The following is a 26,850-nucleotide window of genomic DNA, read 5'->3' on the forward strand; positions in this document are numbered from 1 at the left end:
GCGATGTCCTTCACGTCGCCGTGCTAGGGCGCCCCGCTGCTGTGCGCGATGCAGGCCACGTCGATTCGGTCGGCCAGCTTGGCCAGCTCGATGGTCAACGCGGCGACCGTGTCCTCGTCCAGCCCCTGCTCCCCGGCCTCGACGAGCCGCAGCCACCGACCGCCCACGGTCCGCAGCAGCTTACTCACGTCCGCCGCCGCCACCTGCAAGGTACCGCGGTCGTCGACGATCAGAGGCAGGGTCACTTCGCGGTTCACAAAAGGGGATGGTAGCCGCGCAGCGCTCACGCACCCTGCCAAACCGTGGTGATGTTGCAGAACTCGCGGATTCCGTGCCCGGACAGCTCACGCCCGTACCCGGAGCGCTTGACCCCGCCGAACGGGAACGCCGGATGGGAGGCGGTCATCCCGTTGACGTACACGGACCCGGCCTCCAGGTCACGGGTGAACCGCTCCACCTCGCCGTCGTCACGCGTCCACACGTTGGAACTCAGCCCGAACGGCGAGTCGTTGGCGATGAGCAGCGCCTCCTCCAGGTCGCCGGCCCGGTACAGCGTGGCGACCGGCCCGAACGCCTCCTCCCGGTGGATGCGCATCTGCCGGGTGATGCCGGCGAGCACGGTCGGCGGGTAGTACCAGCCCGGCCCGTCCGGCCGCTCACCGCCGCACAGCACCTCGGCCCCGCCGCGCCGCGCGTCGTCGACCAGCTCCTCCAGGTCGTCGCGGCCCCGCTCGCTGGACAGCGGCCCGACGTCGGTGTCCTCCTCCAGCGGGTCGCCGACCTTCAGCGCCTGCATCCCGGCGACGAACTTCTCGGCGAAGGCGTCGTAGACGTCGGCGTGCACGATGAACCGCTTGGCGGCGATGCAGGACTGCCCGTTGTTCTGCACGCGCGCGGTGACCGCGACCTCGGCCGCCCGGTCCAGGTCGGCGGAGGGCATGACCACGTACGGGTCGCTGCCGCCCAGCTCCAGCACCGTCTTCTTGATCATCTCGCCGCAGGTGGAGGCCACCGCACGGCCCGCCGGCTCGCTGCCGGTGAGCGTCGCGGCCTTGACCCGCTCGTCGCGCAGGATGTCGTCCACCGCGCCGGAGCCGATCAGCAGCGTCTGGAAGCAGCCCTCCGTGAAGCCCGCCCGGTGGAACAGGTCCTCCAGGTACAGGGCCGTCTGCGGCACGTTCGAGGCGTGCTTGAGCAGGCCCACGTTGCCGGCCATCAGCGCGGGCGCGGCGAACCGGATCACCTGCCACAGCGGGAAGTTCCAGGGCATCACCGCGAGCACGGGACCGAGCGGCCGGTACCGCACCCGGACCCGGGACGCGCCCGAGTCGCGTACGTCGGCCTCGGCGGGCTCCTCGTCGGCGAGCAGCGCCTCGGCGTGCTCGGCGTACCAGCGCATCGCCCTGGCGCACTTCGCGGCCTCCGCCCAGGCCTGCCTGATCGGCTTGCCCATCTCCGTGGTCATCACCCGGCCGATCTCCCGCTGGTCCTCCTCCAGCAGGTCGGCGGCCTTGCGCAGCAGCCGGGCGCGGTCGGCGAACGTGGTCGTCCGGTACGTACGGAAGGTGGCCTCGGCGAGCTGGAGCCGGCGTCCCAGCTCTTCCTCCCCCATGGGCTCGTACGTCTTGAGCGTCTCGCCGTTCGCCGGGTTCACCGTCGCGATGGGCATGGCTGACCTCCCTGGGAGCGGGCTTGCTTCACCTTCGCGCGCGCTACGGCCGTCCGCAACGCGTGGCATCCCTTCAGGCCGAGTGCTCCGCCAGCCGGTCGAGAAACGCGGCCTGCGCCGTGATGACCAGCTCGCGGGCCCGCTCCAGACCGAGCCACTCCACGCGGTCCAGCTCCGGGAACCGGCGCATCCGGCCGGAGCGCGGCGGCCACTCCATGGTGAAGGTGCCGGGCCGGAAGCCGCTCAGGTCGGGGTCCGCCTCGACGGCCCACGCCGTGACGATCTTGCCGTTCTTCTGCGCGACCTCCCCGAGCGGTACGGCCTCCCCGTCGGGCGGCGCCAGCCCCAGTTCCTCCCGGAACTCGCGCCGGGCGGCCTCCCAGGCGGGCTCGCCGGGGTCGTACTCGCCCTTGGGGACGGTCCACGCCCCGGCGTCCTTCTTCGCCCAGAGCGGACCACCCATATGGCCGAGCAACACCTCAAGTCCCTCGGCGGTATGCCGGAACAACAGCAGTCCCGCGCTGCGTCTCGTCGCACGCACCGTCACGGCATGACCTCCGGGTGGGCCGCCAGCAGGGCATCCACGGTATCGGCCTCCTCGGGCCGCTTGTCCTCGCGGTAGCGGACCACCCGGGCGAAGCGGAGGGTGACGCCGGCCGGGTAGCGGGAGGAGCGCTGGAGGCCGTCGTAGGCGATCTCCACGACGAGTTCCGGGCGGACCCGGACCACCCAGCCGTCGTCCTCGACGGCCAGCTCCCGCAGCCGCTCGGTCTGCCAGGCGAGCATCGCGTCGGTCATGCCCTTGAAGGTCTTGCCGAGCATGGCGAAGGTGCCGTCCGGGTTGAGAGCGCCGAGGTGGAGGTTGGACAGCTTGCCCGTGCGGCGGCCGTGGCCCCACTCGGCGGCCAGCACCACCAGGTCGAGCGTGTGGACCGGCTTGACCTTCAGCCAGGCGGCGCCGCGCCGGCCCGCGCTGTAGGGCGCGTCCAGCGCCTTGACCACCACGCCCTCGTGACCGCGGCCCAGGGTCTCGGCGAGGAACCGCTCCGCCTCCGGGATGTCCGCCGGACCGGAGGCGACCGTGCGCCGCACCCGCATCGGCTCGGGCACCAGCCGGGCCAGCTCCGCATGCCGCTCGGCGAACGGCAGGTCCAGCAGATCGGTGCCGTCGACCGACAGGACGTCGAAGAAGACGGGGGAGACCGGGGTCTCCTCGGCGGCCTTCGCCACGTCCGTCCGCGAGCCGACCCGGCCCGCCGTCTCCTGGAAGGACCTCGGCCGCCCGGCCGCGTCGAAGGAGATCACCTCGCCGTCCAGGATGAACCGCTCGCCCCGCAACTCCCGCGCGGCGGCGGTCACTTCGGGCAGCCGGCCGGTGATGTCGTCCAGGGTGCGGGTGTGCACCCGGACCGTGTCGCCGTCCCGGTGGACCTGCACCCGGATCCCGTCCAGCTTCTCCTCCACCGCGCAGGCGCCCAGCTTCTGGACCGCCTCGGCGACCGAGGACGCGCTGTGCGCCAGCATCGGCAGCACCGGCCGGCCCACGGTGAGCCGGAACCGCTCCAGCGCCCCGGGTCCCTCGGCGAGCAGGGCCTGGGCGACCGTCTGCAGCGACCCGGCGAGCATCACCGCCCGGCGTACGGCCGCCGGGTCGGCGCCGGTCGCCTGGGCGAGGCCCTCCACCGCGACCGCGTCCAGGGCGCCCTGCCGTACCTCGCCGGTGAGCAGCCCCCGCAGAAAGCGCTGCTCCTCCTCGGTGGCGGCGCCCATCAGCTCGCCGACGAGCCGGACCCGCTCCGCCTGCGAGCCCGGCCCGGACACCTTGCCCAGCGCGGTGAGCAGCGCGTCGACCTGGCGGACCGTGAGGGAGGGCTCGGCGGCGGGCGGCACCGGCCTGCTCAGCACCTTCCAGCCGACGCCGAGCCGGCCCTGCGGCAGCCGCCCGGCCAGGTACGGGATGACGACCGGCACGTCGTCCGCCTCCGCCTCCCGGAACAGCTCCGCGAGCAGCGCGGTCTTGCGGGACCGGGCCGCTGTCGCGGCGACTTCCCGTGACACCTGGGCGAGCCGGGTGAGCAACATGAAGTCATCGTGCACCGGGGGAGCGGCGGCTACACCCGGACGGAGTCGAGATCCGCCATCAGCAGCTCCCCGTTGATCGCCGCCCCTGCCCGGTAGCCCCGGCTCGCCGCGTTGATCACCTGCTCGGCGAAGCCGCTCGCGTTGCCCGCCGCCCACAGACCGGGGACGGTCGTCAGGCCGCGCTCGTCGATCACCGGGTACGCGCCGAACGGGGTCTCGCGCAGCTCGGCGCCCAGCCGCAGGAGCAGGTCGTTGTTCGGCACGGCGCGCGGGGCGGCGTACAGCACCTCGCGGTCGTGGACCGTGCCGTCCGCCAGCCGCACCCCGGTGAGCCGGTCGTCGGTGACGACGAGTTCCGCGACCTTTCCCGGGACGACCGCGACCCCGGCCGCGGCCAGCCGGCGCAGGTCGTCGTCCGTCAGTTCCGACTCGCCGACCTCGTGCAGGAAGAGCCGCACGTCCTTGGACCACTGGGTGACCATGAGCGCCTGGTGGACGCTCAGCGGCGAGGTCGCGAGCACCCCGGTCGGCAGATCGCGGGCCTCCCAGCCGTGGCAGTACGGGCAGTGGATCACGTCCCGGCCGAACCGCTCGGCCAGCCCCGGGACCTCGGGCAGCTCGTCCTTCAGGCCCGTGGCGATCACCAGCTGCCGGGCCCGCACCGGCCGTCCGCCGGCCAGCCGCGCCGTGAAGCCGCCGGCGTCCCGGCCGGCGTCCACGACCCGGTCCCGGACCAGCTCCACGCCGTAGCGGGCGATCTCCTCGCGCCCGACTGCCAGGAACTCGGCCGGTGACATGCCGTCGCGGGAGAGATAGCCCTGCATGTGCGCGGACGGTGCGTTGCGCGGCTCGCCCGCGTCGACCACCAGCGTGCGGCGCCGGGCCCGGCCGAGGACCAGCGCGGCGGACAGCCCGGCGGCCCCACCGCCGACGACGACCACGTCGTACCTGTTGCTCTCGGTGTTCTCACTCATGACGCGACGGTCGCTCCGAGCCTGCCGCATTGACAAACGCATTTGCCGATTCTGCAATGGAGGGCATGAGCACAGACGACGTACTGGCGGACGTGGGGCCGCGGCTGCGGCGCATCCGCAAGGAACGCGAGGTGACGCTGGCCGCCCTGTCCGAGGCCACCGGCATCTCCGTCAGCACCCTGTCCCGGCTGGAGTCCGGCCTGCGCAGGCCCAGCCTCGAACTGCTGCTGCCGATCGCGCAGGCCCACCAGGTGCCGCTGGACGAGCTGGTCGGCGCGCCGCCGGTGGGGGACCCGCGGGTGCGGTCCAAGCCGATCGTCCACGGCGGGCGCACCCACTGGCCGCTGACCCGCCAGCCCGGCGGCCTGCAGGCCTTCAAGGTTCTGGAGCCGCAGCGCAGGCTCGAACCGGAGCCGCGCACGCACGAGGGCTACGAGTGGCTGTACGTGCTCTCCGGCCGGCTGCGGCTGGTCCTCGGCGAGCACGACGTGGTGCTGACGGCGGGGGAGGCCGCCGAGTTCGACACGCGCGTGCCGCACTGGTTCGGCTCGACGGGGGAGGGGCCGGCGGAGTTCCTCAGCCTGTTCGGGCCGCAGGGCGAGCGGATGCATGTCCGGGCCCGGCCGGCGTCCCGGACGTGATGCCGTGCACGTGACCGGGCTGAGTGTTCCCTGATGGGCAAGCGACCGCTTAGTATGCAGGCGGACCCGGTCAGACGAAGCAGTCCCGTGGAGGCCCCGCATGCAGGCATGGCAAGTGCACGAGAACGGCGAGCCGAGCGAGGTGATGCGCCTGGCGGAGGTGGAGCCCCCCACCCCCGGTGACGGCCAGGTGCGCCTGCGCGTGCGGGCCGCCAACGTCAACTTCCCGGACGCGCTGCTGTGCCGCGGCCAGTACCAGGTGCGTCCGCCGCTGCCGTTCACGCCCGGCGTGGAGATCTGCGGCGAGACCGAGGACGGCCGCCGGGTGATCGCCAACCCCGCGCTGCCGTACGGCGGCTTCGCCGAGTACGCCCTCGCCGACGCCCGCGCCCTGCTGCCCGCGCCCGAGTCGCTGGACGACGCCGAGGCCGCAGCGCTGCACATCGGCTACCAGACCGGCTGGTTCGGCCTGCACCGCCGGGCCCGGCTGGAGGCGGGGGAGACCCTGCTCGTGCACGCCGCCGCCGGAGGTGTCGGCAGTGCCGCCGTCCAGCTCGGCAAGGCGGCCGGCGCCACCGTGATCGGCGTCGTCGGCGGCGCAAAGAAGGCCGCCGTGGCGCGCGAGCTGGGCTGCGACGTCGTGGTCGACCGCAGCAGCGAGGACGTGATCGCGGCCGTCAAGGAGGCCACCGGCGGCCGGGGCGCGGACGTGATCTACGACCCGGTCGGCGGCGAGGCCTACGCCCAGTCCGCCAAGCTCGTCGCCTTCGAGGGCCGGATCGTCGTCGTCGGCTTCGCGAGCGGCACCATCCCCAGCCCGGCCCTCAACCACGCGCTGGTGAAGAACTACTCGATCATGGGCCTGCACTGGGGCCTGTACAACACCAAGAACCCCAAGCTGGTCCTGCGCTGCCACGAGGAGCTGACCGACCTGGCCGCCCGCGGCGCGATCAAGCCGTTGGTCAGCGAGCGGGTGCCGCTCGGCGAGGCCGCCGCGGCCGTGCAGAAGGTGGCGGACGGCCGCTCCACCGGCCGGATCGCCGTGGTGATGGAGGGAGCGGCATGACCGACGCCGAGGAACTGCGCCGCCGCACCAGGGAGTTGCTGGCCGCGCACCCGCCCGCCGACACCGAGCGCCTGGACTTCCTGCGCGCCCGCTTCGACGCCGGCCTCGCCTGGGTCCACTACCCGGAAGGGCTCGGCGGACTGGGCGCCCCGCGCTCCCTGCAGGCCGTCGTGGACGCCGAACTGGAGGCCGCCGGCGCCCCCGACAACGACGCGCGGCGCAACGGCATCGGGCTCGGCATGGCCGCGCCGACCATCCTCAAGTACGGCACCGAGGAGCAGAAGCAGCGCTATCTGCGCCCGCTGTGGATCGGCGAGGAGATCTGGTGCCAGTTGTTCAGCGAGCCGGGCGCCGGCTCCGACCTGGCCGCGCTCGGGACCAGGGCCGTGCGTGAGGAGGGGGGAGAGTGGGTCGTCAACGGGCAGAAGGTGTGGACGTCCGGGGCGCACAACGCCCGCTGGGCCATCCTCATCGCCCGCACCGACCCGACCGTGCCCAAGCACGCGGGCATCACCTACTTCATCTGCGACATGACCGACCCCGGTGTCGAGGTCCGCCCGCTCAGGCAGATCACCGGCGAGGCCGAGTTCAACGAGGTCTTCCTCACCGACGTCCGCATCCCCGACTCCCGCCGCCTCGGCGAGACCGGCGACGGCTGGCGGGTCGCGCAGACCACGCTGAACAACGAGCGCGTCGCCATCGGCGGTATGCGGCTGCCCCGCGAGGGCGGCATGATCGGCCCGGTCGCGAAGACCTGGCGCGAACGCCCCGAGCTGCGCACCCACGATCTGCACCAGCGGCTGCTGAAGCTGTGGGTGGAGGCCGAGGTCGCCCGGCTCACCGGCGAACGCCTGCGCCAGCAGCTCGCCGTCGGCCAGCCCGGCCCCGAGGGCGCCGGCATGAAGCTCGCCTTCGCCCGTCTCAACCAGGAGATCAGCGGCCTGGAGGTCGAACTCCGCGGCGAGGAGGGCCTGTTGTACGACGACTGGACCATGCGCCGCCCCGAGCTGGTCGACTTCACCGGCCGTGACGCCGGCTACCGCTATCTGCGCGCCAAGGGCAACAGCATCGAGGGCGGGACCAGCGAGGTCCTGCTGAACATCGTCGCCGAGCGGGTCCTCGGCCTGCCGGCCGAGCCGCGCACCGACAAGGACGTCGCCTGGAAGGACCTCGCCCGATGACCGACCTGCTGTACTCGGAGGAGGAAGAGGCGCTGCGGGCCGCCGTACGCGACCTGCTCACGGACCACTGCTCCACGGCGGACGTCCTCGCCCGCATCGAGTCGGACACCCCGCACGACCTCGCCCTGTGGAAGTCCCTCGCCGAGGGCATGGGCCTGGCCGGACTCCTGGTGCCCGAGGAGCAGGGCGGCCAGGGCGCCTCCGCCCGCGAAGTCGCCGTGGTCCTGGAGGAGCTGGGCCGGGCCGTCGCGCCCGTGCCGTACCTCACCAGCGCGGTCGTGGCCACCGAGGCCCTGCTGGCCTGCCGGGACGAGGAGCTGCTCGGACAGCTGGCCGCCGGGCGCGCCATCGGCGCCCTCGCGGTCGGCCTGCACACGGCTTCGGGCGCCGCAGTCAAGACCGTACGGCTGGAGGACGGCGCGCTGCACGGGGAGCTGACCGGCATCGCCGACGCGGCCGTGGCCGACGTCCTGCTCGTCCCCGCCGACGACGGCGGCCTGTACGCCGTGGCCGCGAACGCCGTGACGGTCCTCCCGCAGACCTCCCTCGACCTGACCCGGCCGCTGGCGACCCTGCGCCTTCAGGGTGCGCCCGGCCGCCGCGTCGGCGACGCCGAACCCGCCGTACGACGCGCCCTGCGGGCCGCCGCCGGACTGCTCGCCTCCGAGCAACTCGGCGTCGCCGACTGGGCGTTGACCGAGACGGTGCGCCATCTGAAGGAGCGCAAGCAGTTCAACCGGCCGGTCGGCGGCTTCCAGGCGCTCAAGCACCGGCTCGCCCAGCTGTGGCTGGAGGTCGTCAACCTCCGCGCCGCCGCCCGCGCCGCAGCGGACGCGCTGGCCACCGGTGAGGACACGGACGTCTCGGTCGCGGTCGCCCAGGCCTACGCCGCTCCCGTCGCCGTCCACGCCGCCGAGGAGGCGCTGCAACTGCACGGCGGGATCGGGATGACCTGGGAGCATCCGATCCACCTGTATCTGAAGCGGGCCAAGGCCGACTCGATCGCCCACGGCACGGCGGGAGCCCACCGGGAGGCGCTGGCCGCACTGGTCGGCCTCCAGGCGCCCTGACGCCGGACTGCGTGAAGCCCGCCCCGCCCGGGGCGGGCTTTTCCGCGCCCTTTCGCCGAGAAGTGAACAACGCGCCAACTCCCCGCGAGAGGCTGCCCGTTGGGCGGTGAGGCACCGCATACTCCCTTCGGTCCCATCCGGCACCTCAAGGGAGGCAGCGCATGGCCCTCACCACCCGCCGCAGAGCCCTCACCACCCTCGGCGCCGCCCTCGCCGGCGCGGTCGCCCTGCCCGCCTCACAGGCCTGGGCGGGCGGCGCCCCGCGTGGCCCGCGCCCGCTGTGGAACGCCCACGCCCACAACGACTACGAGCACCCCCGGCCGCTGTCCGACGCGCTCGACCACCGCTTCGGCAGCGTGGAGGCCGACATCTTCCTCGTCGGCGACCAGCTCCTCATCGGCCACGACAGCTCCGAGCTGGACCCGTCCCGCACCCTGGAGTCCCTCTACCTCGACCCGCTCGCCGCCCGCGTCCGCGCCCACCACGGCACGGTGTACCGGGGGTGGCGCCGGCCGCTGCAGCTCCTGATCGACATCAAGACCGAGGGCTCGTCGACGTACCTCGAACTCGACCGCCATCTGCGCCGCTACCCGCACCTGTTCACCCGGTACGCGCACGGCCGGGTGCACCCGGGACCGGTCACCGCCGTCGTCTCCGGCGACCGGGCCGCCCGCGTCCCCATGGAGGCGCAGGACGAGCGGCGCGCCTTCTACGACGGCCGGCTCACCGACCTCCGCAGCGCCGCCCCCGCCACCTTCATCCCGCTGATCAGCGACAACTGGACGCAGAACTTCACCTGGACGGGAGAGGGCGCCTTCCCCGACGCCGAACGGCAGAAGCTGCACGGGATCACCGCCGCCGCCCACGCCCGCGGGCAGCAGGTGCGGTTCTGGTCCGCCCCGGACGCCGCGGGCCCGGCCCGCGACGCCCTGTGGACGGAACTGCTCGCCGCCGGTGTCGACTATCTGAACACCGACGACCTGGCCGGCCTCGAAGCCTTCCTCGACGCCCACCCCACCGTGTGACACCACACGTTCGGGGGACACGTCAGCCGCCCGCTCGAACCCTCCGCTGCGTCAGACTTGCGGCCGAACGCCGCTCACGAGGCGTGGCGGAGGAGGTTTCCCGGTGGTCATTCCCGTCTCTGCGGTGCTGTTGCTCCTGGTCCTGGCCGTGATCTTCGTCCGTAACTGCGCGCTGAAGCTGTCCCACGCCGTGGTCTGCGTGCTGCTCGGCTTCTTTCTGGCCGGTACGTGTCTGGCGCCCACCATCCACAGCGGCATCGCCACCACCGCCGACCTGGTGAGCAGCCTGCGGCCGTGAAGCTCAGCCGGCCGAGAACACCCCGATGCCGTTCGCGACCGGACGCTCGGCGCCACCGCTCGGATGGTTGCGGACCGTGACGCCGCTCGCGCCCTCCTCGCGGGCGACCAGCTCCGTCGAGCCGCCCCCGTCCAGGTTGAACGCGTCCGACGCGCCCAGCGAGCGCATGGTGTCCGCCTCTTCCGCGACCGTCATCCCGGTCCGGTAGGCGGCGGCGCCGTCCAGCGCCAGGATGAGCAGCCGCCGTCCGCCGTCGGCCACGCCCACGGCCGTGCGCACCGTCGAGGCGGCGTCGTCCAGGCCGGGCAGCGCCCGGCCGTCCCTCAGCACCGGGAAACCGCCGATCGCGAACGTGTACGGCACGCCGGAGGAGGCCGCCACCAGAGTGTGGGTCACGGTCACCCGGTCACCGACGGACAGCTTGCGCAGCCGCTGCGCGCCCTCCTCCCGGCCCACCAGGACCGTGGTGCCCGCCGGGATCGGGCCGCTACCCGGTGCGTCGGCGGTGGAGGCCACCCGCCCGCCCCGCACCGTCACCTCGTAGGCGTCCGAACTGCACGGCGCCGACCGCTCGGTGTCGGTGCCGCAGACGGCACGCGTCCGGGAGACGCTGCCCCACCGGGAGGTGAAGGCGCCGACGGAGTCCTCCGCGAGCGCGTACTGGTTGAGGCCCTGCAGCGGGAACGAGCCCTCCGGTGTGGTCACTCTGCCGGTGAGGGTGAGGCGGTCCAGCCGGGCCCGCCGGTCGGTGCCCACGCCGAGCACGTCCCGCGTACGGGCGCCCGGTGGCAGCGCGGGCCCGAACCGCTGGCCGTCCGGCACCGCCGCCTTGAGCACCTGCCCGTCCGCGACGGCCGGTCCGACGCTCGCGCCGGTGGCGTCCACGCCCGGGTGCTGGCTCTCGCTGATGTCGAAGAAGTCGCCGTTGACGCCCGCGACCGCCCCGGCCGCGTCCGCCATCCGGGAGACGGTCGCCCGGGCCGCCACCGCGCCCGGATGCAGCAGATCCACGCGGACGTGCGGATCGCCCAGGTCGACCGTGAGGAGATGGGCGTGTGCCGTGCCCGCGCCCGCGGCGACGTCGAACTGCCGGTAGGTGACGCCCGGTGCGATCCGTCTGCCGTCCGGTACGGCGCCGGCCGGTGCCGCCCCCGCGAGGGCCGCACCGGCCAGCACACCGAACGCCGTGACCACCGTGAGAACCGCTCTGCCCGCTGCCGCACGCCTGCGAGGTCTGGTCACCGTGCTCCCTGATGTCTCGTCAACTGTCCCTGCCGTACGGGCTGTCGTACGGGTTGTACGGGGCAGTGGACCAGAGTGCGGCGACCGCCGGGCCGACTAGGCGTCGACTACGCGAGAACGGGTGAGAAAACGCACCCCCTCGGGTGCCTCCAGTGAGAAGCCGCTGCCCCGTCCGGGCACGACGTCCACGATCAGCCGGGTGTGGCGCCACGCCTGGTACTGGCTCCGGGACATCCAGAACGTGACGGGCTCGGCCACGCCGTCCACCGTCAGCTCGGCCAGCAGCACGTCGGATCCGCCGGTGCGGAACTCGCCGTCCGGGTAGCACATGGGCGCGCTGCCGTCGCAGCAGCCGCCGGACTGGTGGAACATCAGCGGACCGTGCTCGGCGTGCAGCCGCCGGACCAGGTCCGCGGCCTGAGGAGTGAGTTCGACGCGGGGGACTTCGTCGTCCATGGGTCACCGTCCTGGAGAGCCGGGGCGCGGGGCCATCGGATGCGGTCCAGTCTCACGGATCGTCACCGGACCGTCCAGAAGGCCTGGTTGGACATCGGGAGGCGGCAGGGGAGGCTGAAGAGGTTCACCACCGGGCCGTCGAGGTGGCGCACGGCCGGGCGTCAGCCGGTGACGCGGGTCCGGCGCGCCAGTACCGCGTACACCGCCGACGTGACGACCAGGCCCGCCGGCAGGGCCAGGTCGACCCCGCCCAGGGCGGCGGCGACGGGCCCGGTGTAGACGCTGTCGACGCACACCGCGGCCGCGGCCACGCCCGCCCCGAGGGCCAGCACCCCGGCCGGGTTGAAGCCGCCCGCGTACCAGAAGGGCCCGGTGCGGGACTCGTCGCCGAGGGCGAGGCCGTCGTAGCGGTTGCGGCGCAGCACGATGTCGGTGGCGTAGACGGCCGTGCTCGGGCCGAGCAGCACCACGGTCAGCTGCAGCACGTTGCCGACCGTGTCGAGGAAGTCCGACACGAGCAGCGCGTACAGGGTCAGGCAGACGGAGACGGTGCCGTCGACGAGGACGCTGCGCGAGCGCCGGATGCGGATGCCGACGGCCTGCAGGGCGAGACCGGCGCTGTAGGCGGTCAGCGCGTTCAGGGCGACGGTGCCGAGGACGAGGGCGAGCAGGAACAGCGGGCGGAACCAGCTGGGCAGCAGCCGCTGGAGCGAGGACTCCGGGTCGCTCATGTCGACGGCGGTCGCGGCGAGCGCGCCGATGCCGCAGACCAGGACACTGGCCAGGAATCCGCCGAGCGCCGTCCATCCGGCCACCGCCCTGGCGGACGCCGTGCGCGGCAGGTAGCGGGAGAAGTCCGCGCTGGTGGTGTACGACAGCGGGCCCGAGGCGATCAGCGCCACACCGGCCAGTAGGGCCGCCCACAGCGGCGTGCCGGTCAGCGGCCGGTCCGGGACGTAGCCGAAGTCGGCGTGCCGTACGACGACGAAGCCGACCGCGGCGAAGACGGCGGTCAGCGCGAGGGTGATGGGCACGTAGAGCCGGATGATCGCGGCGTGGCCCCAGACGCTGATGGCGAGGGTGAGCGCGGCGATGACCACCACGACGAGGGCCTTCACCGCGGTGTTCACCGGCAGACCGGTCCGGGCGACCAGCGAGAAGGCCGCGGTCGCGGCGGCCGCCAGGTTCAGCGCGAAGTAGCAGACGGAGATCATCCAGCCGGTGACCGCGTTGTTGACCCGGTTGCCGAGCACCCCGTACATGGCCCGCGTGATGACCTCGCTCGGCGCGCCCGCCGCCGGTCCCGAGACCGCGAGCAGCCCGGTGAGCAGCCAGAACAGATTCCCGGCGACGATCACCGCCAGCGCCTGCCACAGGCTCAGCCCCATCAGCACCAGCGCGCCGCCGACCACCAGGCTGAGGTAGTTCACGTTCGCGGCCGCCCACACCGAGAACAGCTCGCGCGGCCGCCCGCGCCGCTCGGCGTCGGGGATGTGGTCGATGCCGTGCGCCTCGATGCCGCCGGCCCGTCCGGAACGGACGGAGCCGCCGGAGGTGTGCGCGTCCGCGGCCGCGCGGTGCGCGTGTGCGTCGGGAATCGGGTCGGGGAGCGTGGACGCCATGAGGCCCTCCGGGAGCTGGGGGACCGGCCCGGACGCTTATTGGGCGCCTGACCAGTTGCTTATTGGTCGCACACTCAATAGCATCGCCGGTATGTCGTCAAGCGTTCAGCGCACACGGATTCGCAAAGACCCCGCCGCCCGCCGGGCGGAGATCGTCGGCACGGCTGCCGCCATCGCCCTGACCGAGGGCCTGGAATGCATCACCCTGCGCCGCATCGCCGAGGAACTCGCGGTGCGCCCGGGGCTGATCAGCCACTACTTCCCCTCCGCCGAGGACCTCGTCGCCGAGGCGTTCGGCAGCGCGGCGACCGCCGAACTCGACCGGCTGCTGCCCGCCGAGCGCCCCGAGGGCAGCCCCACCGGCCGCCTCGCCCGCTTCCTCGCCCGTACCACGGGAGAGGCGTACGACGCCGTCAGCCGGCTGTGGATCAACGCCCGCCACCTCAGCCGCTACCGGCCGGTGCTGCGCACCCGTGTCGCCGAGCAGGAGGCCGCCTGGCGCGGCCGGCTCGAGGACCTGATCCGGGCCGGGGTCGCCGCCGGCGAGTTCCGCGCCGACGACCCCCTGGCCGCGACCGTCCAGATCCTCGTCGTCCTCGACGGCCTGGGCGCCCACGCCAACACCGTCACGCCTGAACGGCCGGCCGCGGTACTGCGCATGCCCGTGACCACCGCGGAACGGGAACTGGGCCTGCCGTCCGGTGCCTTGGATCCGGCCACCTGACGCGGGCTGTGCCGCCGGTACCGCGGACGCGGCCGCCTGACGTGGCCTGTGCCGCCGGTGCCTTGGCCCTCGCGGGCTGGCGCGGCTCCGGCACCGGCGTCCTGGACTCCGCAGCCTGGCCCGGCGTACTGGCGCCCTGGGCCCGGCCACTTGGCGCGGCGCGCGCCGCCGGTGCTCTGGATCCGGCCGCCTTGGCCTGCGCCCCGCCGGTGCCTTGGATCCGGCCGCCTGGCGCGGCCTGCGCCGCCCCTGGACCCGGCGGCCTCGCCCGGCGCGCCCCGCTGGCGCTCTGGATCCGGCCGCCTGGCGCGGCGCGCCCCGCCGGTGCTCTGGATCCGGCGGCCTGGCGCGGCCCGTCCCGCCGGTGCCTTGGACTCCGGGGCCTGGCCCGGCCCGCGCCACCGGTGTCCTGGACTCCGCGGCCTGGGCCCGGCCTGCCCCGCCGGTGCCTTGGATCCAGCCGCCTGGCGCGGCCTGCGCCGCCCCTGGATCCGGCGGCCTCGCCCGGCGCGCCCCGCTGGCGCTCTGGATCCGGCCGCCTGGCTCGGCGCGCCCCGCTGGCGCTCTGGATCCGGCCGCCTGGCTCGGCCCGTCTCGCCGGCGCCTTGGATCCGGCCGCCTGGTACGGCGCGCCCCGCCGGTGCCTTGGCTGGGGTCGTCTGGCCCGGCCTGCGCCACCGGCGTCCTGGACTCCGGGGCGTGGCCCGGGCCTGCCCGCCGGTGCCTTGGACTCCGCGGCCTGGCCCGTCCTGCGCCACCGGCGTCCTGGACTCCGGGGCCTGGCCCGGCCTGCCCCGTCGGTGCCTTGGATCCAGCTGCCTGGCGCGGCGCGCGCCGCCGGTGCTCTTGATCCGGCCGCCTGACCCGGCTCGCCCCGCCGGTGCCCGGGATGCCGCCGCCGACCCGGCCCGTCCTACGGGGCCCTGGACCCCGCTGCCTGACCCGACCCGCCCTACCGTTTCCCGCTGAAAAGGAGCCCCCGTGCCCGCCGACCTCGTCCTGCTCTCCGCCCGGCTGCTCGACCCCGGCACCGGCGAGTTCCTTCCGCACACCGCGCTCGCCGCGCGGGACGGGCGGATCAGCTTCCTCGGTGACGACCGGGACGCCCGCGCCCTCGCCGGTCCCGGCAGCACGGTCGTGGACCTGCGCGGGGCCGTGGTGACCGCGGGCCTCACCGACGGCCATCTGCACCCGGTGTCCGGCGCCGAGCGCACCATGGGCGTGGACCTCTCCGGCTGCCGCGACCTGGACGCCGTACGGACCGCCCTGGCCGCGGCGGCACGCGCGCTGCGGCCGGGCGCCTGGCTGCGCGGCTGGGGCCTGGACCCCAACGCCTTCGGGACCGCCCCGGTCACGAGCGCCGCCCTCGGAGAGGTCCTTCACGGCATCCCCGCGCTCATCGACCTGTTCGACGCGCACTCGGCGCTGGCCAGCGAGCGCGCGCTCGAACTCGCCGGCGTCGACGGGCCCCGGCACTTCGACCAGGGCTCCGAGATCGTGTGCGACGCGCAGGGCCGGCCCACCGGCCTGCTGCTGGAGGACGCCGCCTGTGAACTCGTCGAAGCCGTCGCACCCCGCCCCACCGAGGCCGAGGTACGGGCCCGTACCGCCGAGGTGCTCAGCGCCATGGCCGCGGCCGGCCTCACCGGCGGCCACGCCATGGACGCCAACGGCGACAGCCTCGCCGTCTACGCCGCGCTGGAGGCCGAGGACGCCCTCCCCCTGCGCCTGCGGATCGCCCCCTGGTGCCGGCCCGAGGCGGACGACGCCGGCGTGGCCGAGCTGATCCGGCTCCAGGGCACCGGCGGCGCTCTGTGGCGGGTGGCGGGCGTGAAGCTGTTCATGGACGGCACCATCGACAACGGCACCGCCTGGCTGGAGACCCCCGACTGCCACGGCGAGTCGGCGCACGCCCACTGGCCCGACCCCCGGCGCTACACCGACGTCGTCACGGCCCTGCACCGGGCCGGCGTGCCCACGGCCACCCACGCGATCGGCGACGCGGCGGTGCGGCACGTGCTCGACTCCGTCGAGAAGGCGCAGACGGAGAGCGCGGGCGCGGTACGGCACCGGATCGAGCACATCGAGACCGTCCCGGACGACACCGTACGGCGGTTCGCGCCGCTCGGCGTCGCCGCCTCCATGCAGCCCACGCACTGCTGCGAGTTCACCCGCGCCGACCACACCGACAACTGGTCGCGGCGGCTCGGCGCGGAGCGTGCCGGGCGGGCGTTCCGCTGCCGTGACCTCTGGGAGGCGGGGGCGCGGGTCGTGCTCGGCTCCGACTGGCCCATCGCGCCGTACCCGCCGCTGCAGGTGATGGCCGGCGCACGGCACCGCCGTCCCGCCGACCTCTCCCTGCCGCCGCACGGTCCCGACCAGGCCCTGACCGCCCTGCAGGCCCTCCAGGGCATGACCGTCAACCCCGCCTGGGCCGCGGGCGAGGAGACCCTGGCCGGCCGCCTCACCGTCGGCGGGCGGGCCGACCTCACGGTCCTGGCCGACGACCCGCTGAAGGTCGCCGACACCGACCTGGCCCAGCTTCCGGTGCTGCTCACGGCCGTCGGGGGCCGGGTGACGCACCGGGTGACGGGGGTGTGACCCGGTCCCGGCGACGGTGCCGCCGCGGGCCCGGGACGGCGGGGGTGCGGCTGGACGTGGTGCTCTCAGCGGGGGCGCCTGGCGGCGTTCGCGGCGGGCCCGGGCAAGGACACTGGGCGCGGCTGGGCGTGGCACCCTCAGCCGGCTGCCTGGTGGCGCGCGCGGCGGGCCCGGGTCAATGGCGGCGTGGCGCGGTTGGGTGTGACGCTCTCAGCGGGCTGCCTGGTGGTGCGCGCGGCGGGCCCGGGTCAATGGCGGCGTGGTGCGGCTGGGTGTGGCGCTCTCAGCGGGGTGCCTGGCGGCGCGCGCGACGGGCCCCGGCGAGGACGGCGGGCGCGGCTGGGCGTGGCGTCCTCTGCGGAGCGTCTGGCGGCGCTCGCGGCGGCTCGGGCAACGAGCGACGGGTGCGACTGGCACGCCCTCTGCGGAGCGTCTGCCGTCGTTCGCGGCGGGCCCGGGCCAAAGAGAAGGCGTGGCGCCGTCAGCGGGACTCCTGGCGGTGCTCGCGGCGGGCGCGGCGGGCCTCCAGGAGCAGGGGCAGCAGGGACAGGACGACGACCACGGCGACCAGCGGCAGCAGATAGTCCTCGACGTGCGGGACGGACGTGCCGAGGGTGTAACCGGCGAGGACGAGCGTCTGCGACCACAGCAGCCCGCCGACGGTCTGCCAGAGCGTGAAGGTCCGCACGGGCACGTCGAGGACGCCGGCCACGGGGTGCAGCACCGTCCGCAGCAACGGCACGAACCGGCCGATGACCAGCGCCTTCCCCTGGCCGTACCGGGCCAGCAGCTCCTCGGCCCGGGCGGCCGCCCCCTTCACCCGCCGGCTGGAGGTGCGGGCCAGCAGCGCCCGTCCGCCGTGCCGCCCGATCAGATACCCGACCTGCCCGCCGGCCACCGCCCCCACCGCGGCGCACAGCAGCACCTGCCACAGAGCCAGCCGGGGCGGCTGGTCCGCGCTGCCCGCGCACAGCACGCCGGCCGGGAACAGCAGGGTGTCCCCGGGCAGGAAGAAGCCGAAGACCAGCAGACCGGACTCCGCGAAGATCACCACCAGGACGCCGAGCGCGCCGAAGGCGGCCAGCACCGAGGCGCTGTTCATCGGGTTGACGGCCATCACCTCGCCGCGCCTCCTGGCCTCCTCGCAGGGCTCCCCGCCACCAGCATCACCCGCCCGGCCGGAAACCGCCCCGGCGGAGAGGGACGGGACGTGCCACGGACGGGTACCCCGAGAAGGCGCGAGCCGTCGCACCAGCCTCCTCAGTCCCGCATGCCGGGTCGGCCGCCCGACCTCTTGACCTCGGTGGCCCCAGCCACTAGCTTGCGATAGCCGATCCCTAACTACCGAAAGGAGGCGACCAGCGGATGAACACCAGCTCTGATCTCGGTCGCCTCGCCCAGCTCACCGCCTGGGTTCCGGGTCGGATCGCGCACGGCTGCTGAACGCGCCGTTTTCTGATGTGCCCCTGCGCGGCACATTCCGGGTCTCCCGTCACCACCTTCCGGCACGTCTCTGACGCGTGCCGTCCCGCGCCTGCTGTTCTCCCGCGGCGCGTCTGAACACAGAAAGTGCCTGAAAATTGGCGAACATGATGAATCGGCCCCTCGCGTCCCGAAATGTAGGCCCGTCATGGTAGAAGCGCGGATCACGGTCAATGGGAAAGAAGCACCGATCGCACCGGCTGCGCCCCACACCACAGTGCTGGACTTCCTGCGCGAGCGCGGCCTCACCGGCACCAAGGAGGGCTGTGCCGAGGGCGAGTGCGGCGCCTGTTCGGTCCTGGTGGCCCGGCCCGGAGTGAACAAGCCCACCGACTGGGTGGCGGTCAACGCCTGCCTGGTCCCGGTCGCGGCGCTCGACGGCCAGGAGATCGTCACCTCCGAGGGGCTCGCCACCCCGGGCGAAGCCGGCACGGCGCCCACCCTGCACCCGGTGCAGGAGGAGATGGCGGTCCGCGGCGGCTCCCAATGCGGTTACTGCACGCCCGGATTCGTGTGCAGCATGGCCGCCGAGTACTACCGGCCGGACCGCTGCGCGCACGCGGACCCGGCCGGCGGCGAGGACGCCGAGCACGGCCCGAACGGGTTCGACCTGCACTCCCTGAGCGGAAACCTGTGCCGCTGCACCGGATACCGCCCGATCCGCGACGCCGCGTTCGCCGTCGGCACGCCCACCGACGACGACCCGCTGGCGCGGCGTCGCGAGCAGGCCCCGCCCGCGCCGGTCGCCACCGCGTACACCCAGGACGGCGGGACGTTCCTGCGCACGAGCACCCTGGCGGAGACGCTGCGGCTGCTGCGCGAGCGGCCCGACGCCGCGGTGGTCGCCGGCTCCACCGACTGGGGTGTCGAGGTCAACATCCGTTCCCGTAGGGCGGATTGCGTCATCGCCGTCGACCGGCTGCCCGAACTGCGGGAACTGCGCGTCGAGTCCGACCACATCGAGATCGGGGCGGCGCTGACCCTCACCGAGATCGAACGCCGCCTCGACGGCAGCGTCCCGCTGCTGGCAGAGCTGTTCCCGCAGTTCGCATCCCGTCTCATCCGCAACAGCGCGACCTTCGGCGGCAACCTGGGCACCGGCTCGCCCATCGGTGACAGCCCGCCCGCGCTGCTCGCGCTGGAGGCGTCGGTGGTGCTCGCCGACGCCGACGGCGAACGGGTGGTGCCGCTGGCGGACTACTTCACCGGCTACCGGCAGAGCGTGCGCCGTCCCGGCGAGCTGATCCGCGCGGTGCGCATCCCCAAGCCGCTGTCCCCGGTCGTGGCCTTCCACAAGATCGCCAAGCGGCGCTTCGACGACATCTCCAGCGTGGCCGTCGCCTTCGCGCTGGACATCGAGGACGGCATCGTGCGCAAGGCACGCATCGGCCTGGGCGGCGTGGCCGCCACCCCGATCCGCGCCCTCGGCACCGAGGCCGCCCTGGAGGGCAAGCCGTGGGCGGCCGAGACCGTCGAGGCCGCGGCCCAGGTGCTGCGGGCCGAGGGCACGCCGATGAACGACCACCGCGCCAGCGCCGAGTACCGCTCCGCGATGCTCGGCCAGAGCCTGCTGAAGCTGTACGCGCACACCAACGAGGCGGTCTCGTCATGAGCCATCTGTCCGAACGCCCCGAAAAGCCCGTCGTCGGCGTCCCGATGCCCCACGAGAGCGCCGCCCTGCACGTCACCGGCACCGCGCTCTACACCGACGACCTGGTCCACCGCACCAAGGACGTCCTGCACGCCTACCCCGTGCAGGTGATGAAGGCCCACGGCCGGATCACCGCGCTGCGCACCGAGCCCGCGCTCGCCGTGCCCGGCGTGGTCCGGGTGCTGACCGGCGCCGACGTGCCCGGCGTCAACGACGCCGGGATGAAGCACGACGAGCCGCTGTTCCCCGACGAGGTCATGTTCTACGGCCACGCGGTCGCGTGGGTGCTCGGCGAGACCCTCGAGGCGGCCCGGCTCGGAGCCGCCGCCGTCGAGGTGGAGATCGACGAACTGCCCTCCCTGGTCACGCTGCAGGACGCCATGGCCGCCGGCAGCTACCACGGCGCCCAGCCCGTGATGGAGCAGGGCGACACCGACGCGGGCTTCGCCGACTCCGCGCACGTGTTCACCGGCGAGTTCCAGTTCTCCGGCCAGGAGCACTTCTACCTCGAGACGCACGCGGCGCTGGCCCAGGTCGACGAGAACGGGCAGGTGTTCATCCAGAGCAGCACCCAGCACCCGTCGGAGACCCAGGAGATCGTCTCCCACGTGCTCGGCGTGCCCGCCCACGAGGTGACCGTGCAGTGCCTGCGCATGGGCGGCGGTTTCGGCGGCAAGGAGATGCAGCCGCACGGGTTCGCGGCCGTCGCCGCGCTCGGCGCCAAGCTGACCGGCCGGCCCGTCCGCTTCCGGCTCAACCGGACCCAGGACCTGACCATGTCCGGCAAGCGGCACGGGTTCCACGCCCGGTGGAAGATCGGCTTCGACGCGGACGGCCGTATCCAGGCCCTGGACGCCACGCTGACCGCGGACGGCGGCTGGAGCCTGGACCTCTCCGAGCCGGTGCTGGCGCGAGCGCTGTGCCACATCGACAACACCTACTGGATTCCCAACGCCCGCGTCGCCGGCCGCATCGCCAAGACCAACACGGTCTCCAACACCGCCTTCCGCGGCTTCGGCGGACCCCAGGGCATGCTCGTCATCGAGGACATCCTGGGCCGCTGCGCGCCGCTGCTCGGCCTGGACCCCATGGAGCTGCGGGAACGCAACTTCTACCGGCCCGGTCAGGGCCAGACGACGCCGTACGGCCAGCCGGTCACGCAGCCCGAACGGATCTCCACCGTCTGGCGGCAGGTGCAGGAGAACGCCGGCATCGCCGACCGCAAGCGCGAGATCGCCGCCTTCAACGCCGCGCACCCGCACACCAAGCGGGCCCTCGCGGTCACCGGCATCAAGTTCGGCATCTCCTTCAACCTCACCGCCTTCAACCAGGGCGGCGCGCTGGTGCTGATCTACAAGGACGGCTCCGTCCTGATCAACCACGGCGGCACCGAGATGGGCCAGGGCCTGCACACCAAGATGCTCCAGGTGGCCGCGACCACGCTGGGCATCCCGCTGCACAAGGTCCGCCTGGCCCCGACACGGACCGACAAGGTGCCCAACACCTCCGCCACCGCCGCCAGTTCGGGCGCGGACCTCAACGGCGGCGCGATCAAGAACGCCTGCGAGCAGCTGCGCGAGCGACTGCTGCAGGTGGCCGCCACCCAGCTGGGCGGCAACGCCTCGGACGTGCGCATCGTCGAGGGCGTCGCGCGCGCCCTGGGCAGCGACAAGGAGCTGGCCTGGGACGACCTGGTGCGCGCCGCGTACTTCCAGCGCGTCCAGCTGTCGGCGGCCGGTTTCTACCGGACCGAGGGTCTGCACTGGGACGCGAAGACGTTCCGGGGCTCGCCGTTCAAGTACTTCGCCCACGGCGCCGCCGCGACCGAGGTCGAGGTGGACGGCTTCACCGGCGCGTACCGCATCCGGCGCGTGGACATCGTGCACGACGTCGGCGACAGCCTCTCCCCGCTGATCGACATCGGCCAGGTCGAGGGCGGTTTCGTGCAGGGCGCGGGCTGGCTGACGCTCGAGGACCTGCGCTGGGACACCGGTGACGGCCCGCACCGCGGCCGGCTGCTGACCCAGGCCGCGAGCACCTACAAGCTGCCGAGCTTCTCGGAGATGCCCGAGGAGTTCAACGTCACCCTGCTGGAGAACGCCACCGAGGAGGGCGCCGTCTACGGGTCCAAGGCGGTCGGCGAGCCTCCGCTGATGCTGGCGTTCTCGGTGCGCGAGGCGCTGCGCCAGGCCGCCGCCGCGTTCGGGCCGAGCGGGGTCAGCCTCGAGCTGGCCTCGCCCGCGACACCGGAGGCGGTGTACTGGGCGATCCAGGCGGCTCGCCAGGACGGTGCCTCCCGCAACGGCCACGCCGTGGACGGGTTCGCCGTCAACGGCCATCCTGGAAACGGGCAGGTGAAGGGCGGCAGGAACGGCAGGGTCCGCACCGACGCACAAGCGCTGAACGGTGCCTGACATGACGTGGATCGCAGCGGTGGCACGGTTGCGGGCATGCCGGGAGCCCGGCGTGCTGGTGACCGTCGCCACCGTGCGCGGCCATGCCCCGCGCGACGCCGGTGCGAAACTCGTCGTGGGGCGGACCGGGACCTGGGGCTCGATCGGCGGCGGCAATGTCGAGGCCGTCGCCATCGACCGGGCCCGGGAGATGATCGCCGCGTCCAAGCCGGAGCCGGAGCTGATGGATTTCGCCCTGAACGAGAAGGTGACCAACCAGCACGGCGTGCAGTGCTGCGGCGGCACGGTCTCGGTGCTGCTCGAACCGCTGCCGGTCGTACACGCGGTGGCGATCTTCGGCGTCGGTCATGTCGGGCTGGAACTGGCGCGCATCCTGGCCCGTCACGACCTCGACCTCCATCTGATCGACACCCGCTCCGACGTCCTCGCCAAGGAGCGGCTCGACGTGCTCGCGGACGCGGTGGCACAGGTGCACGTGCATCACACGCCGCTGCTGCCCGAGGAGGTTTTGGAGGAGTTGCCGCGCGGCGCCCACGTCCTGATCATGACCCACGATCACGCCGAGGACGCCGCACTGTGCGACGCCGCCCTGCGCACGAGCCACCTCGGCTCCATCGGGCTGATCGGCTCGGCCGCCAAGTGGGCGAGGTTCCGCAAGCGCCTCGCCACCGAGGGAGGCCACGACGAGACCGCCATCGACCGGATCAAGACCCCGATCGGCCTCCCCGACATCACCGGCAAGGAACCGGCGACCATCGCGGTGAGCGTCGCCGCCGACCTGCTGCGCACCTTCGACACCGAGAACAACTGACAGCGGTGCGCGGGCCGAGCGCCGCCCTCCGAGGGGGCTCGGCGAGGGGCGCCTGACGGGCACAGGCCCAGGTCAGGCGCCCCTTGCTGTGGCCTAGAAGAAGCCCAGCTTCTTCGGTGAGTAGGAGACGAGGAGGTTCTTCGTCTGCTGGTAGTGCTCCAGCATCATCTTGTGCGTCTCGCGGCCGATGCCGGACTGCTTGTAGCCGCCGAAGGCCGCGTGCGCCGGGTAGGCGTGGTAGCAGTTGGTCCACACCCGGCCCGCCTGGATCGCGCGGCCCGCGCGGTACGCGGTGTTGGCGTCACGGGTCCACACGCCCGCGCCGAGGCCGTACAGCGTGTCGTTGGCGATCTTGATGGCGTCGTCGAAGTCGTCGAAGGAGGTCACCGAGACGACCGGGCCGAAGATCTCCTCCTGGAAGATCCGCATGCGGTTGTCGCCCTCGAAGATGGTCGGCTGGACGTAGTAGCCGCCCTTCAGTTCGCCGTCGTACTCGACGCGCTCACCGCCGGTGAGGACCTTCGCGCCCTCCTGCCGGCCGATGTCCAGGTAGGACAGGATCTTCTCCAGCTGGTCGTTGGAGGCCTGGGCGCCGATCATCGTGTCCGTGTCCAGCGGGTGGCCCGGCTTGATCTGCCGGGTGCGTTCCACGGCCGCCTGCAGGAACTCCGCGTAGTGGCCGCGCTGGACCAGCGCCCGGGACGGGCAGGTGCACACCTCGCCCTGGTTGAGCGCGAACATGGTGAAGCCCTCGAGCGCCTTGTCCCGGAAGTCGTCGTCGTGCGCCCACACGTCGTCGAAGAAGATGTTGGGCGACTTGCCGCCGAGTTCCAGGGTGACGGGCTTGATGTTCTCCGAGGCGTACTGCATGATCAGCCGTCCGGTCGTGGTCTCCCCGGTGAACGCCACCTTCGCCACACGCGGGCTGGACGCCAGCGGCTTGCCCGCCTCCACGCCGAAGCCGTTGACGATGTTCAGCACACCGGGCGGCAGCAGGTCCGCGATCAGGCTGACCCAGTAGTGGATGGAGGCCGGGGTCTGCTCGGCCGGCTTGAGGACCACCGCGTTGCCCGCGGCCAGCGCCGGCGCCAGCTTCCACGCCGCCATCAGGATCGGGAAGTTCCACGGGATGATCTGCGCGACGACCCCGAGCGGCTCGTGGAAGTGGTAGGCCACCGTGTCGTCGTCGATCTCGCCGAGCGACCCCTCCTGCGCCCGGATCGCCCCGGCGAAGTACCGGAAGTGGTCGATCGCCAGCGGGATGTCGGCCGCCAGCGTCTCCCGCACCGGCTTGCCGTTCTCCCAGCTCTCCGCCACCGCGAGGGCTTCGAGGTTGGCCGCCATGCGGTCGGCGATCTTCAGCAGGATGTCGCTGCGCTCCGCCACCGGCGTACGGCCCCACCCCGGCGCGGCCTCGTGCGCCGCGTCCAGTGCCCGCTCGACGTCTTCCGCGGTGCCGCGCGCGATCTCGGTGAACGGCTGCCCGTTGACCGGCGACGGGTTCTCGAAGTACTGCCCGCGCAGCGGCGGCACGTACTCGCCACCGATGAAGTGGTCGTAGCGCGACTGGTAGGAGACGATCGCGCCTTCGGTGCCCGGCGCCGCGTAACGAGTCATGCTGGTCTGCCTCCCGGTGCAGTGCCGCCCGCCGTTGGGCAGCTCCCGTCGGCGAGGCTAGGCGGGCGGACGTTGCAACCACGTTGCGTCGCTGGTCCTTCCCCGGGTCCGGCCGGGCGGCGCCGTCAGTTCGGCCTCCAGCGCGGCGAGCCGCGCCCGCACCTGCGCCGTGGGCCGCACCGCGGCGAGCGCCCGCCACACCTCCAGGTCGTCCTCGCCCCACGGCGCGTGCGCCCAGTCCGCCAGCAGGTCCGGATCGCGGTGCGCGATGAGCGCCGAGCGCAGTTCTCCGGCGAGACGCTCCCGCAGCCGTACGATCGCCGGCGCCTGCGAACCGGGCAGCAGCGGACCGGTGTACGCCTCCGCCGCCGACGTCACCGCCCCCGCCCGCAGCCGCCGTTCCACCACGGTGGCGTCCGACTCGACCGCGGCGGTCAGCCGGTACGGCCGCGAGGCGAGCAGCCCCGGGCCCAGCAGTCTGCGCAGCCGGGCCAGTTCGGCCCGCAGCGTCACCGGTGTCACCGACTCGTCCGCGTACAGCGCGCACAGCAGCTCGTCGCCGCTGAGGCCCTCGGGGTGCCGGGCGAGCAGCACGAGGATCTCGCTGTGCCGGCGGCTGAGCCGGATCCGGTTGCCGTCCAGGACCAGTTCGGCCTCGTCCCGGCCCAGCGCGCCGAGCAGCGGCGTGCCGAGCGCGCTGCCGGACGGTTCGAGCAACGCGAGCTGCGTCTCGGCGGCGCGCGCCACCGCCTGCACGAACCCGAGGCTGTGCGGATGCGCCAGCCCGTCCCCGCCGGTGATGTCCACGGCGCCCAGGACCCGGCCGGTGCGCGGATCGTGCACCGGCGCCGCCGCGCACGTCCACGGCTGCACCCGCCGTATGAAGTGCTCGGCGGCGAAGACCTGCACCGGCCGGTCCACCGCGACCGCGGTCCCCGGCGCGTTGGTGCCGACCGCGCTCTCCGACCAGCGCGCTCCCGGCACGAAGTTCATCCCGTCCGCCCGGCGCCGGGTCGCCGGGTGCCCCTCGACCCACAGCAGCCTGCCGTGCGCGTCGCACACCGCCAGCAGGTGCTCGCCGTCGGCGGCGAACGTGCCCATCAGCTCCCGGAACAGCGGCATCACCCTGGCCAGCGGGTGTTCCGCCCGGTACGCGCCGAGGTCGCCGTCGGTCAGCTCCACGCCGGCGGTGCCGTCCGGAAGGACACCGGCCCGCGCGCTGCGCCGCCACGACTCCGCCACCACCGAGCGCACCGGGCGCGGCACCGTGCCCACCGTGGTGAACGTCTCGTGCGCGCGGCGCAGCGCACGGACCCGTTCGACGGGGTCGGCCCCCGGCTCCAGGGCCACCCACGGATCGGTCACTTCGGCCTCCCCGGACGGTGAAACAGTGATGTCGGTCCCGCGCCCATCGTCTTCCGGCTAGGCGAAGTTGACCAGTCTCAGGTAGCGGACCCAGTCCCAGTTCGGGCCGGGGTCGGTGTGGTCGGTGCCGGGCACCTGGTAGTGGCCGATGATGTGCTCCCTGTCCTTGGGGAGGCCGTAGGTGTCGCAGATAGCCGCCGTGAGTCTCGCCGACTCCTGGTAGAGGGCGTCTGTGAAGTAGGCGGGCTGGTCCACCCATCCCTCGTGCTCGATGCCGATGCTGCGCGTGTTGTAGTCCCAGTTGCCCGCGTGCCACGCGATGTCGGCCTCGTGCACGCACTGCGCGACGTGCCCGTCCGCCGAGCGGACCAGATAGTGCGCGGACACCTTCTTCTCCGGATTGCCGAAGATCGCCAGCGTGTTGGCGTACGTCTCCTGCGTGACATGGATGATCACACGGTCGACCGTGTAGGTGCCGGGGCGGTCGGAGGCGGTGTAGTTCGAACTGCTCGCCGGCTGCCACTCGGCGGGCGGGTAGTCCACGGACGCGGTCTGCGCACCGGCCCTCGGGTCGGGCAGCAGTGCGTAGGGAACGGCGGCGAGCGCCGCGCCCTTCAGCAGCCGGCGCCTGCTCAGGCGCGGCTGTGCCGGGCTCGCCGGCTGTGGCGCGGTCGCCGGCTGGGCCGGCTCTCTTCGCTGTACGGGTCCGGCCGGGTCCAGGTCCATCGGCGGGTGCCTTTCGGTGTGGGGGTGGGGGAGTGGTGTGGACGTCGGGAGCTGTGGTCTCGCGCGAGTGGTGGGGTGCTCGGGCGGGCCGGCGGCGTGAGGGGCCTGGGCACAGCGGTCCGGCCGAGCGGCG

Annotated in this window: 23 protein-coding genes; 11 read left to right on the forward strand and 12 right to left on the reverse strand. The window is 73.5% G+C overall.

The genetic code is table 11. The features are described from left to right. Positions 1-23 precede the first annotated feature (23 nt). The 5 genes from AB0950_RS09895 to AB0950_RS09915 all read right to left on the reverse strand — a co-directional run bounded on the left by AB0950_RS09895 (position 24) and on the right by AB0950_RS09915 (position 4,725). Positions 24-257 carry a DUF6213 family protein gene (locus AB0950_RS09895; RefSeq protein ID WP_079048970.1) on the reverse strand — a complete coding sequence of 78 codons (234 nt, stop codon included), beginning with the start codon at positions 255-257 and terminating at the stop codon, positions 24-26. Positions 258-283: 26 nt separating this feature from the next. After that, complete coding sequence (locus tag AB0950_RS09900) at positions 284-1,669, reverse strand: NADP-dependent succinic semialdehyde dehydrogenase (RefSeq protein WP_360146666.1); 1,386 nt, start codon at positions 1,667-1,669, stop codon at positions 284-286. A gap of 73 nt (positions 1,670-1,742) precedes the next feature. After that, complete coding sequence (locus AB0950_RS09905; RefSeq protein WP_360146663.1) at positions 1,743-2,216, reverse strand: NUDIX domain-containing protein; 474 nt, start codon at positions 2,214-2,216, stop codon at positions 1,743-1,745. Then, positions 2,213-3,751: an ATP-dependent DNA ligase gene (locus AB0950_RS09910; protein WP_360146660.1), complete on the reverse strand. Its 1,539-nt coding sequence runs from the start codon at positions 3,749-3,751 to the stop codon at positions 2,213-2,215. Before AB0950_RS09910 ends, AB0950_RS09905 begins: the two co-directional genes overlap by 4 nt. A 29-nt stretch (positions 3,752-3,780) precedes the next feature. Further along, positions 3,781-4,725, reverse strand: a complete 945-nt coding sequence (locus AB0950_RS09915) for an NAD(P)/FAD-dependent oxidoreductase (protein WP_360575012.1) — start codon at positions 4,723-4,725, stop codon at positions 3,781-3,783. Between the two features lie 65 nt (positions 4,726-4,790). Between AB0950_RS09915 and AB0950_RS09920 the strand changes: the two genes are divergently transcribed. The 6 genes from AB0950_RS09920 to AB0950_RS09945 all read left to right on the forward strand — a co-directional run bounded on the left by AB0950_RS09920 (position 4,791) and on the right by AB0950_RS09945 (position 10,006). Continuing rightward, positions 4,791-5,366 carry an XRE family transcriptional regulator gene (locus tag AB0950_RS09920; RefSeq protein WP_366778258.1) on the forward strand — a complete coding sequence of 192 codons (576 nt, stop codon included), beginning with the start codon at positions 4,791-4,793 and terminating at the stop codon, positions 5,364-5,366. 100 nt (positions 5,367-5,466) lie between these two features. Next, entirely contained in the window at positions 5,467-6,432 is a 966-nt protein-coding gene (locus tag AB0950_RS09925) for an NADPH:quinone oxidoreductase family protein (RefSeq protein WP_366778259.1), read from the forward strand. Then, positions 6,429-7,613, forward strand: a complete 1,185-nt coding sequence (locus AB0950_RS09930) for an acyl-CoA dehydrogenase family protein (protein ID WP_360146648.1) — start codon at positions 6,429-6,431, stop codon at positions 7,611-7,613. The genes AB0950_RS09925 and AB0950_RS09930 overlap by 4 nt, the downstream gene beginning before the upstream one ends. Beyond that, entirely contained in the window at positions 7,610-8,683 is a 1,074-nt protein-coding gene (locus AB0950_RS09935) for an acyl-CoA dehydrogenase family protein (protein WP_366778260.1), read from the forward strand. The genes AB0950_RS09930 and AB0950_RS09935 overlap by 4 nt, the downstream gene beginning before the upstream one ends. Before the next feature lie 161 nt (positions 8,684-8,844). After that, positions 8,845-9,708: a phosphatidylinositol-specific phospholipase C/glycerophosphodiester phosphodiesterase family protein gene (locus AB0950_RS09940; RefSeq protein ID WP_366778261.1), complete on the forward strand. Its 864-nt coding sequence runs from the start codon at positions 8,845-8,847 to the stop codon at positions 9,706-9,708. Between the two features lie 103 nt (positions 9,709-9,811). Then, positions 9,812-10,006: a hypothetical protein gene (locus AB0950_RS09945; RefSeq protein ID WP_360575009.1), complete on the forward strand. Its 195-nt coding sequence runs from the start codon at positions 9,812-9,814 to the stop codon at positions 10,004-10,006. Positions 10,007-10,009: 3 nt separating this feature from the next. On the opposite strand, the gene AB0950_RS09950 is transcribed toward AB0950_RS09945, so the two are convergent. From AB0950_RS09950 to AB0950_RS09960, 3 genes are all read right to left on the reverse strand, one after another. Then, positions 10,010-11,248, reverse strand: a complete 1,239-nt coding sequence (locus AB0950_RS09950) for a phosphodiester glycosidase family protein (protein WP_366778262.1) — start codon at positions 11,246-11,248, stop codon at positions 10,010-10,012. 96 nt (positions 11,249-11,344) lie between these two features. Further along, the gene (locus AB0950_RS09955; protein WP_360146633.1) at positions 11,345-11,704 is read right to left on the reverse strand and encodes a DUF779 domain-containing protein; all 360 of its coding nucleotides are present in this window, start codon (positions 11,702-11,704) and stop codon (positions 11,345-11,347) included. Between the two features lie 161 nt (positions 11,705-11,865). After that, positions 11,866-13,326, reverse strand: coding sequence for a cytosine permease (locus tag AB0950_RS09960; protein WP_366778263.1), 1,461 nt, complete (start codon positions 13,324-13,326; stop codon positions 11,866-11,868). A gap of 91 nt (positions 13,327-13,417) precedes the next feature. Here AB0950_RS09960 and AB0950_RS09965 point away from each other — a divergent pair, with 91 nt between their 5' ends. Both AB0950_RS09965 and AB0950_RS09970 read left to right on the forward strand, forming a co-directional pair. Then, complete coding sequence (locus AB0950_RS09965) at positions 13,418-14,050, forward strand: TetR family transcriptional regulator C-terminal domain-containing protein (protein WP_366778264.1); 633 nt, start codon at positions 13,418-13,420, stop codon at positions 14,048-14,050. A gap of 981 nt (positions 14,051-15,031) precedes the next feature. Beyond that, entirely contained in the window at positions 15,032-16,651 is a 1,620-nt protein-coding gene (locus AB0950_RS09970; protein ID WP_360146624.1) for an amidohydrolase, read from the forward strand. A 481-nt stretch (positions 16,652-17,132) separates the two neighbouring features. Here AB0950_RS09970 and AB0950_RS09975 read toward each other — a convergent pair whose 3' ends face one another. Further along, positions 17,133-17,771: a DedA family protein gene (locus tag AB0950_RS09975; protein ID WP_360575004.1), complete on the reverse strand. Its 639-nt coding sequence runs from the start codon at positions 17,769-17,771 to the stop codon at positions 17,133-17,135. 510 nt (positions 17,772-18,281) lie between these two features. Here AB0950_RS09975 and AB0950_RS09980 point away from each other — a divergent pair. Genes AB0950_RS09980 through xdhC form a run of 3 tightly spaced genes read left to right on the forward strand, consistent with a single transcriptional unit; the run spans position 18,282 to position 23,009 of the window. Next, a complete protein-coding gene (locus tag AB0950_RS09980; protein ID WP_366778265.1) occupies positions 18,282-19,745 on the forward strand; it encodes an FAD binding domain-containing protein in 1,464 nt (487 codons plus the stop codon). Continuing rightward, the gene (xdhB, locus tag AB0950_RS09985) at positions 19,742-22,198 is read left to right on the forward strand and encodes a xanthine dehydrogenase molybdopterin binding subunit (RefSeq protein WP_366778266.1); all 2,457 of its coding nucleotides are present in this window, start codon (positions 19,742-19,744) and stop codon (positions 22,196-22,198) included. The genes AB0950_RS09980 and xdhB overlap by 4 nt, the downstream gene beginning before the upstream one ends. A gap of 1 nt (position 22,199) precedes the next feature. Next, entirely contained in the window at positions 22,200-23,009 is an 810-nt protein-coding gene (gene xdhC, locus AB0950_RS09990) for a xanthine dehydrogenase accessory protein XdhC (RefSeq protein ID WP_366778267.1), read from the forward strand. Positions 23,010-23,102: 93 nt separating this feature from the next. On the opposite strand, the gene adh is transcribed toward xdhC, so the two are convergent. From adh to AB0950_RS10005, 3 genes are read right to left on the reverse strand one after another with little or no spacing between them, the layout of a single operon-like run. Next, the gene (gene adh, locus AB0950_RS09995; RefSeq protein WP_366778268.1) at positions 23,103-24,626 is read right to left on the reverse strand and encodes an aldehyde dehydrogenase; all 1,524 of its coding nucleotides are present in this window, start codon (positions 24,624-24,626) and stop codon (positions 23,103-23,105) included. 57 nt (positions 24,627-24,683) lie between these two features. Then, positions 24,684-25,991: a GAF domain-containing protein gene (locus AB0950_RS10000; protein ID WP_366778269.1), complete on the reverse strand. Its 1,308-nt coding sequence runs from the start codon at positions 25,989-25,991 to the stop codon at positions 24,684-24,686. 57 nt (positions 25,992-26,048) lie between these two features. Beyond that, entirely contained in the window at positions 26,049-26,717 is a 669-nt protein-coding gene (locus AB0950_RS10005) for an N-acetylmuramoyl-L-alanine amidase (protein ID WP_360146603.1), read from the reverse strand. Between the last annotated feature and the right edge of the window lie 133 nt (positions 26,718-26,850).

Origin of the sequence: Streptomyces sp. NPDC007189, from assembly GCF_040703635.1 — a bacterium.
In the GTDB taxonomy this organism is placed as follows: Bacteria; Actinomycetota; Actinomycetes; order Streptomycetales; family Streptomycetaceae; genus Streptomyces.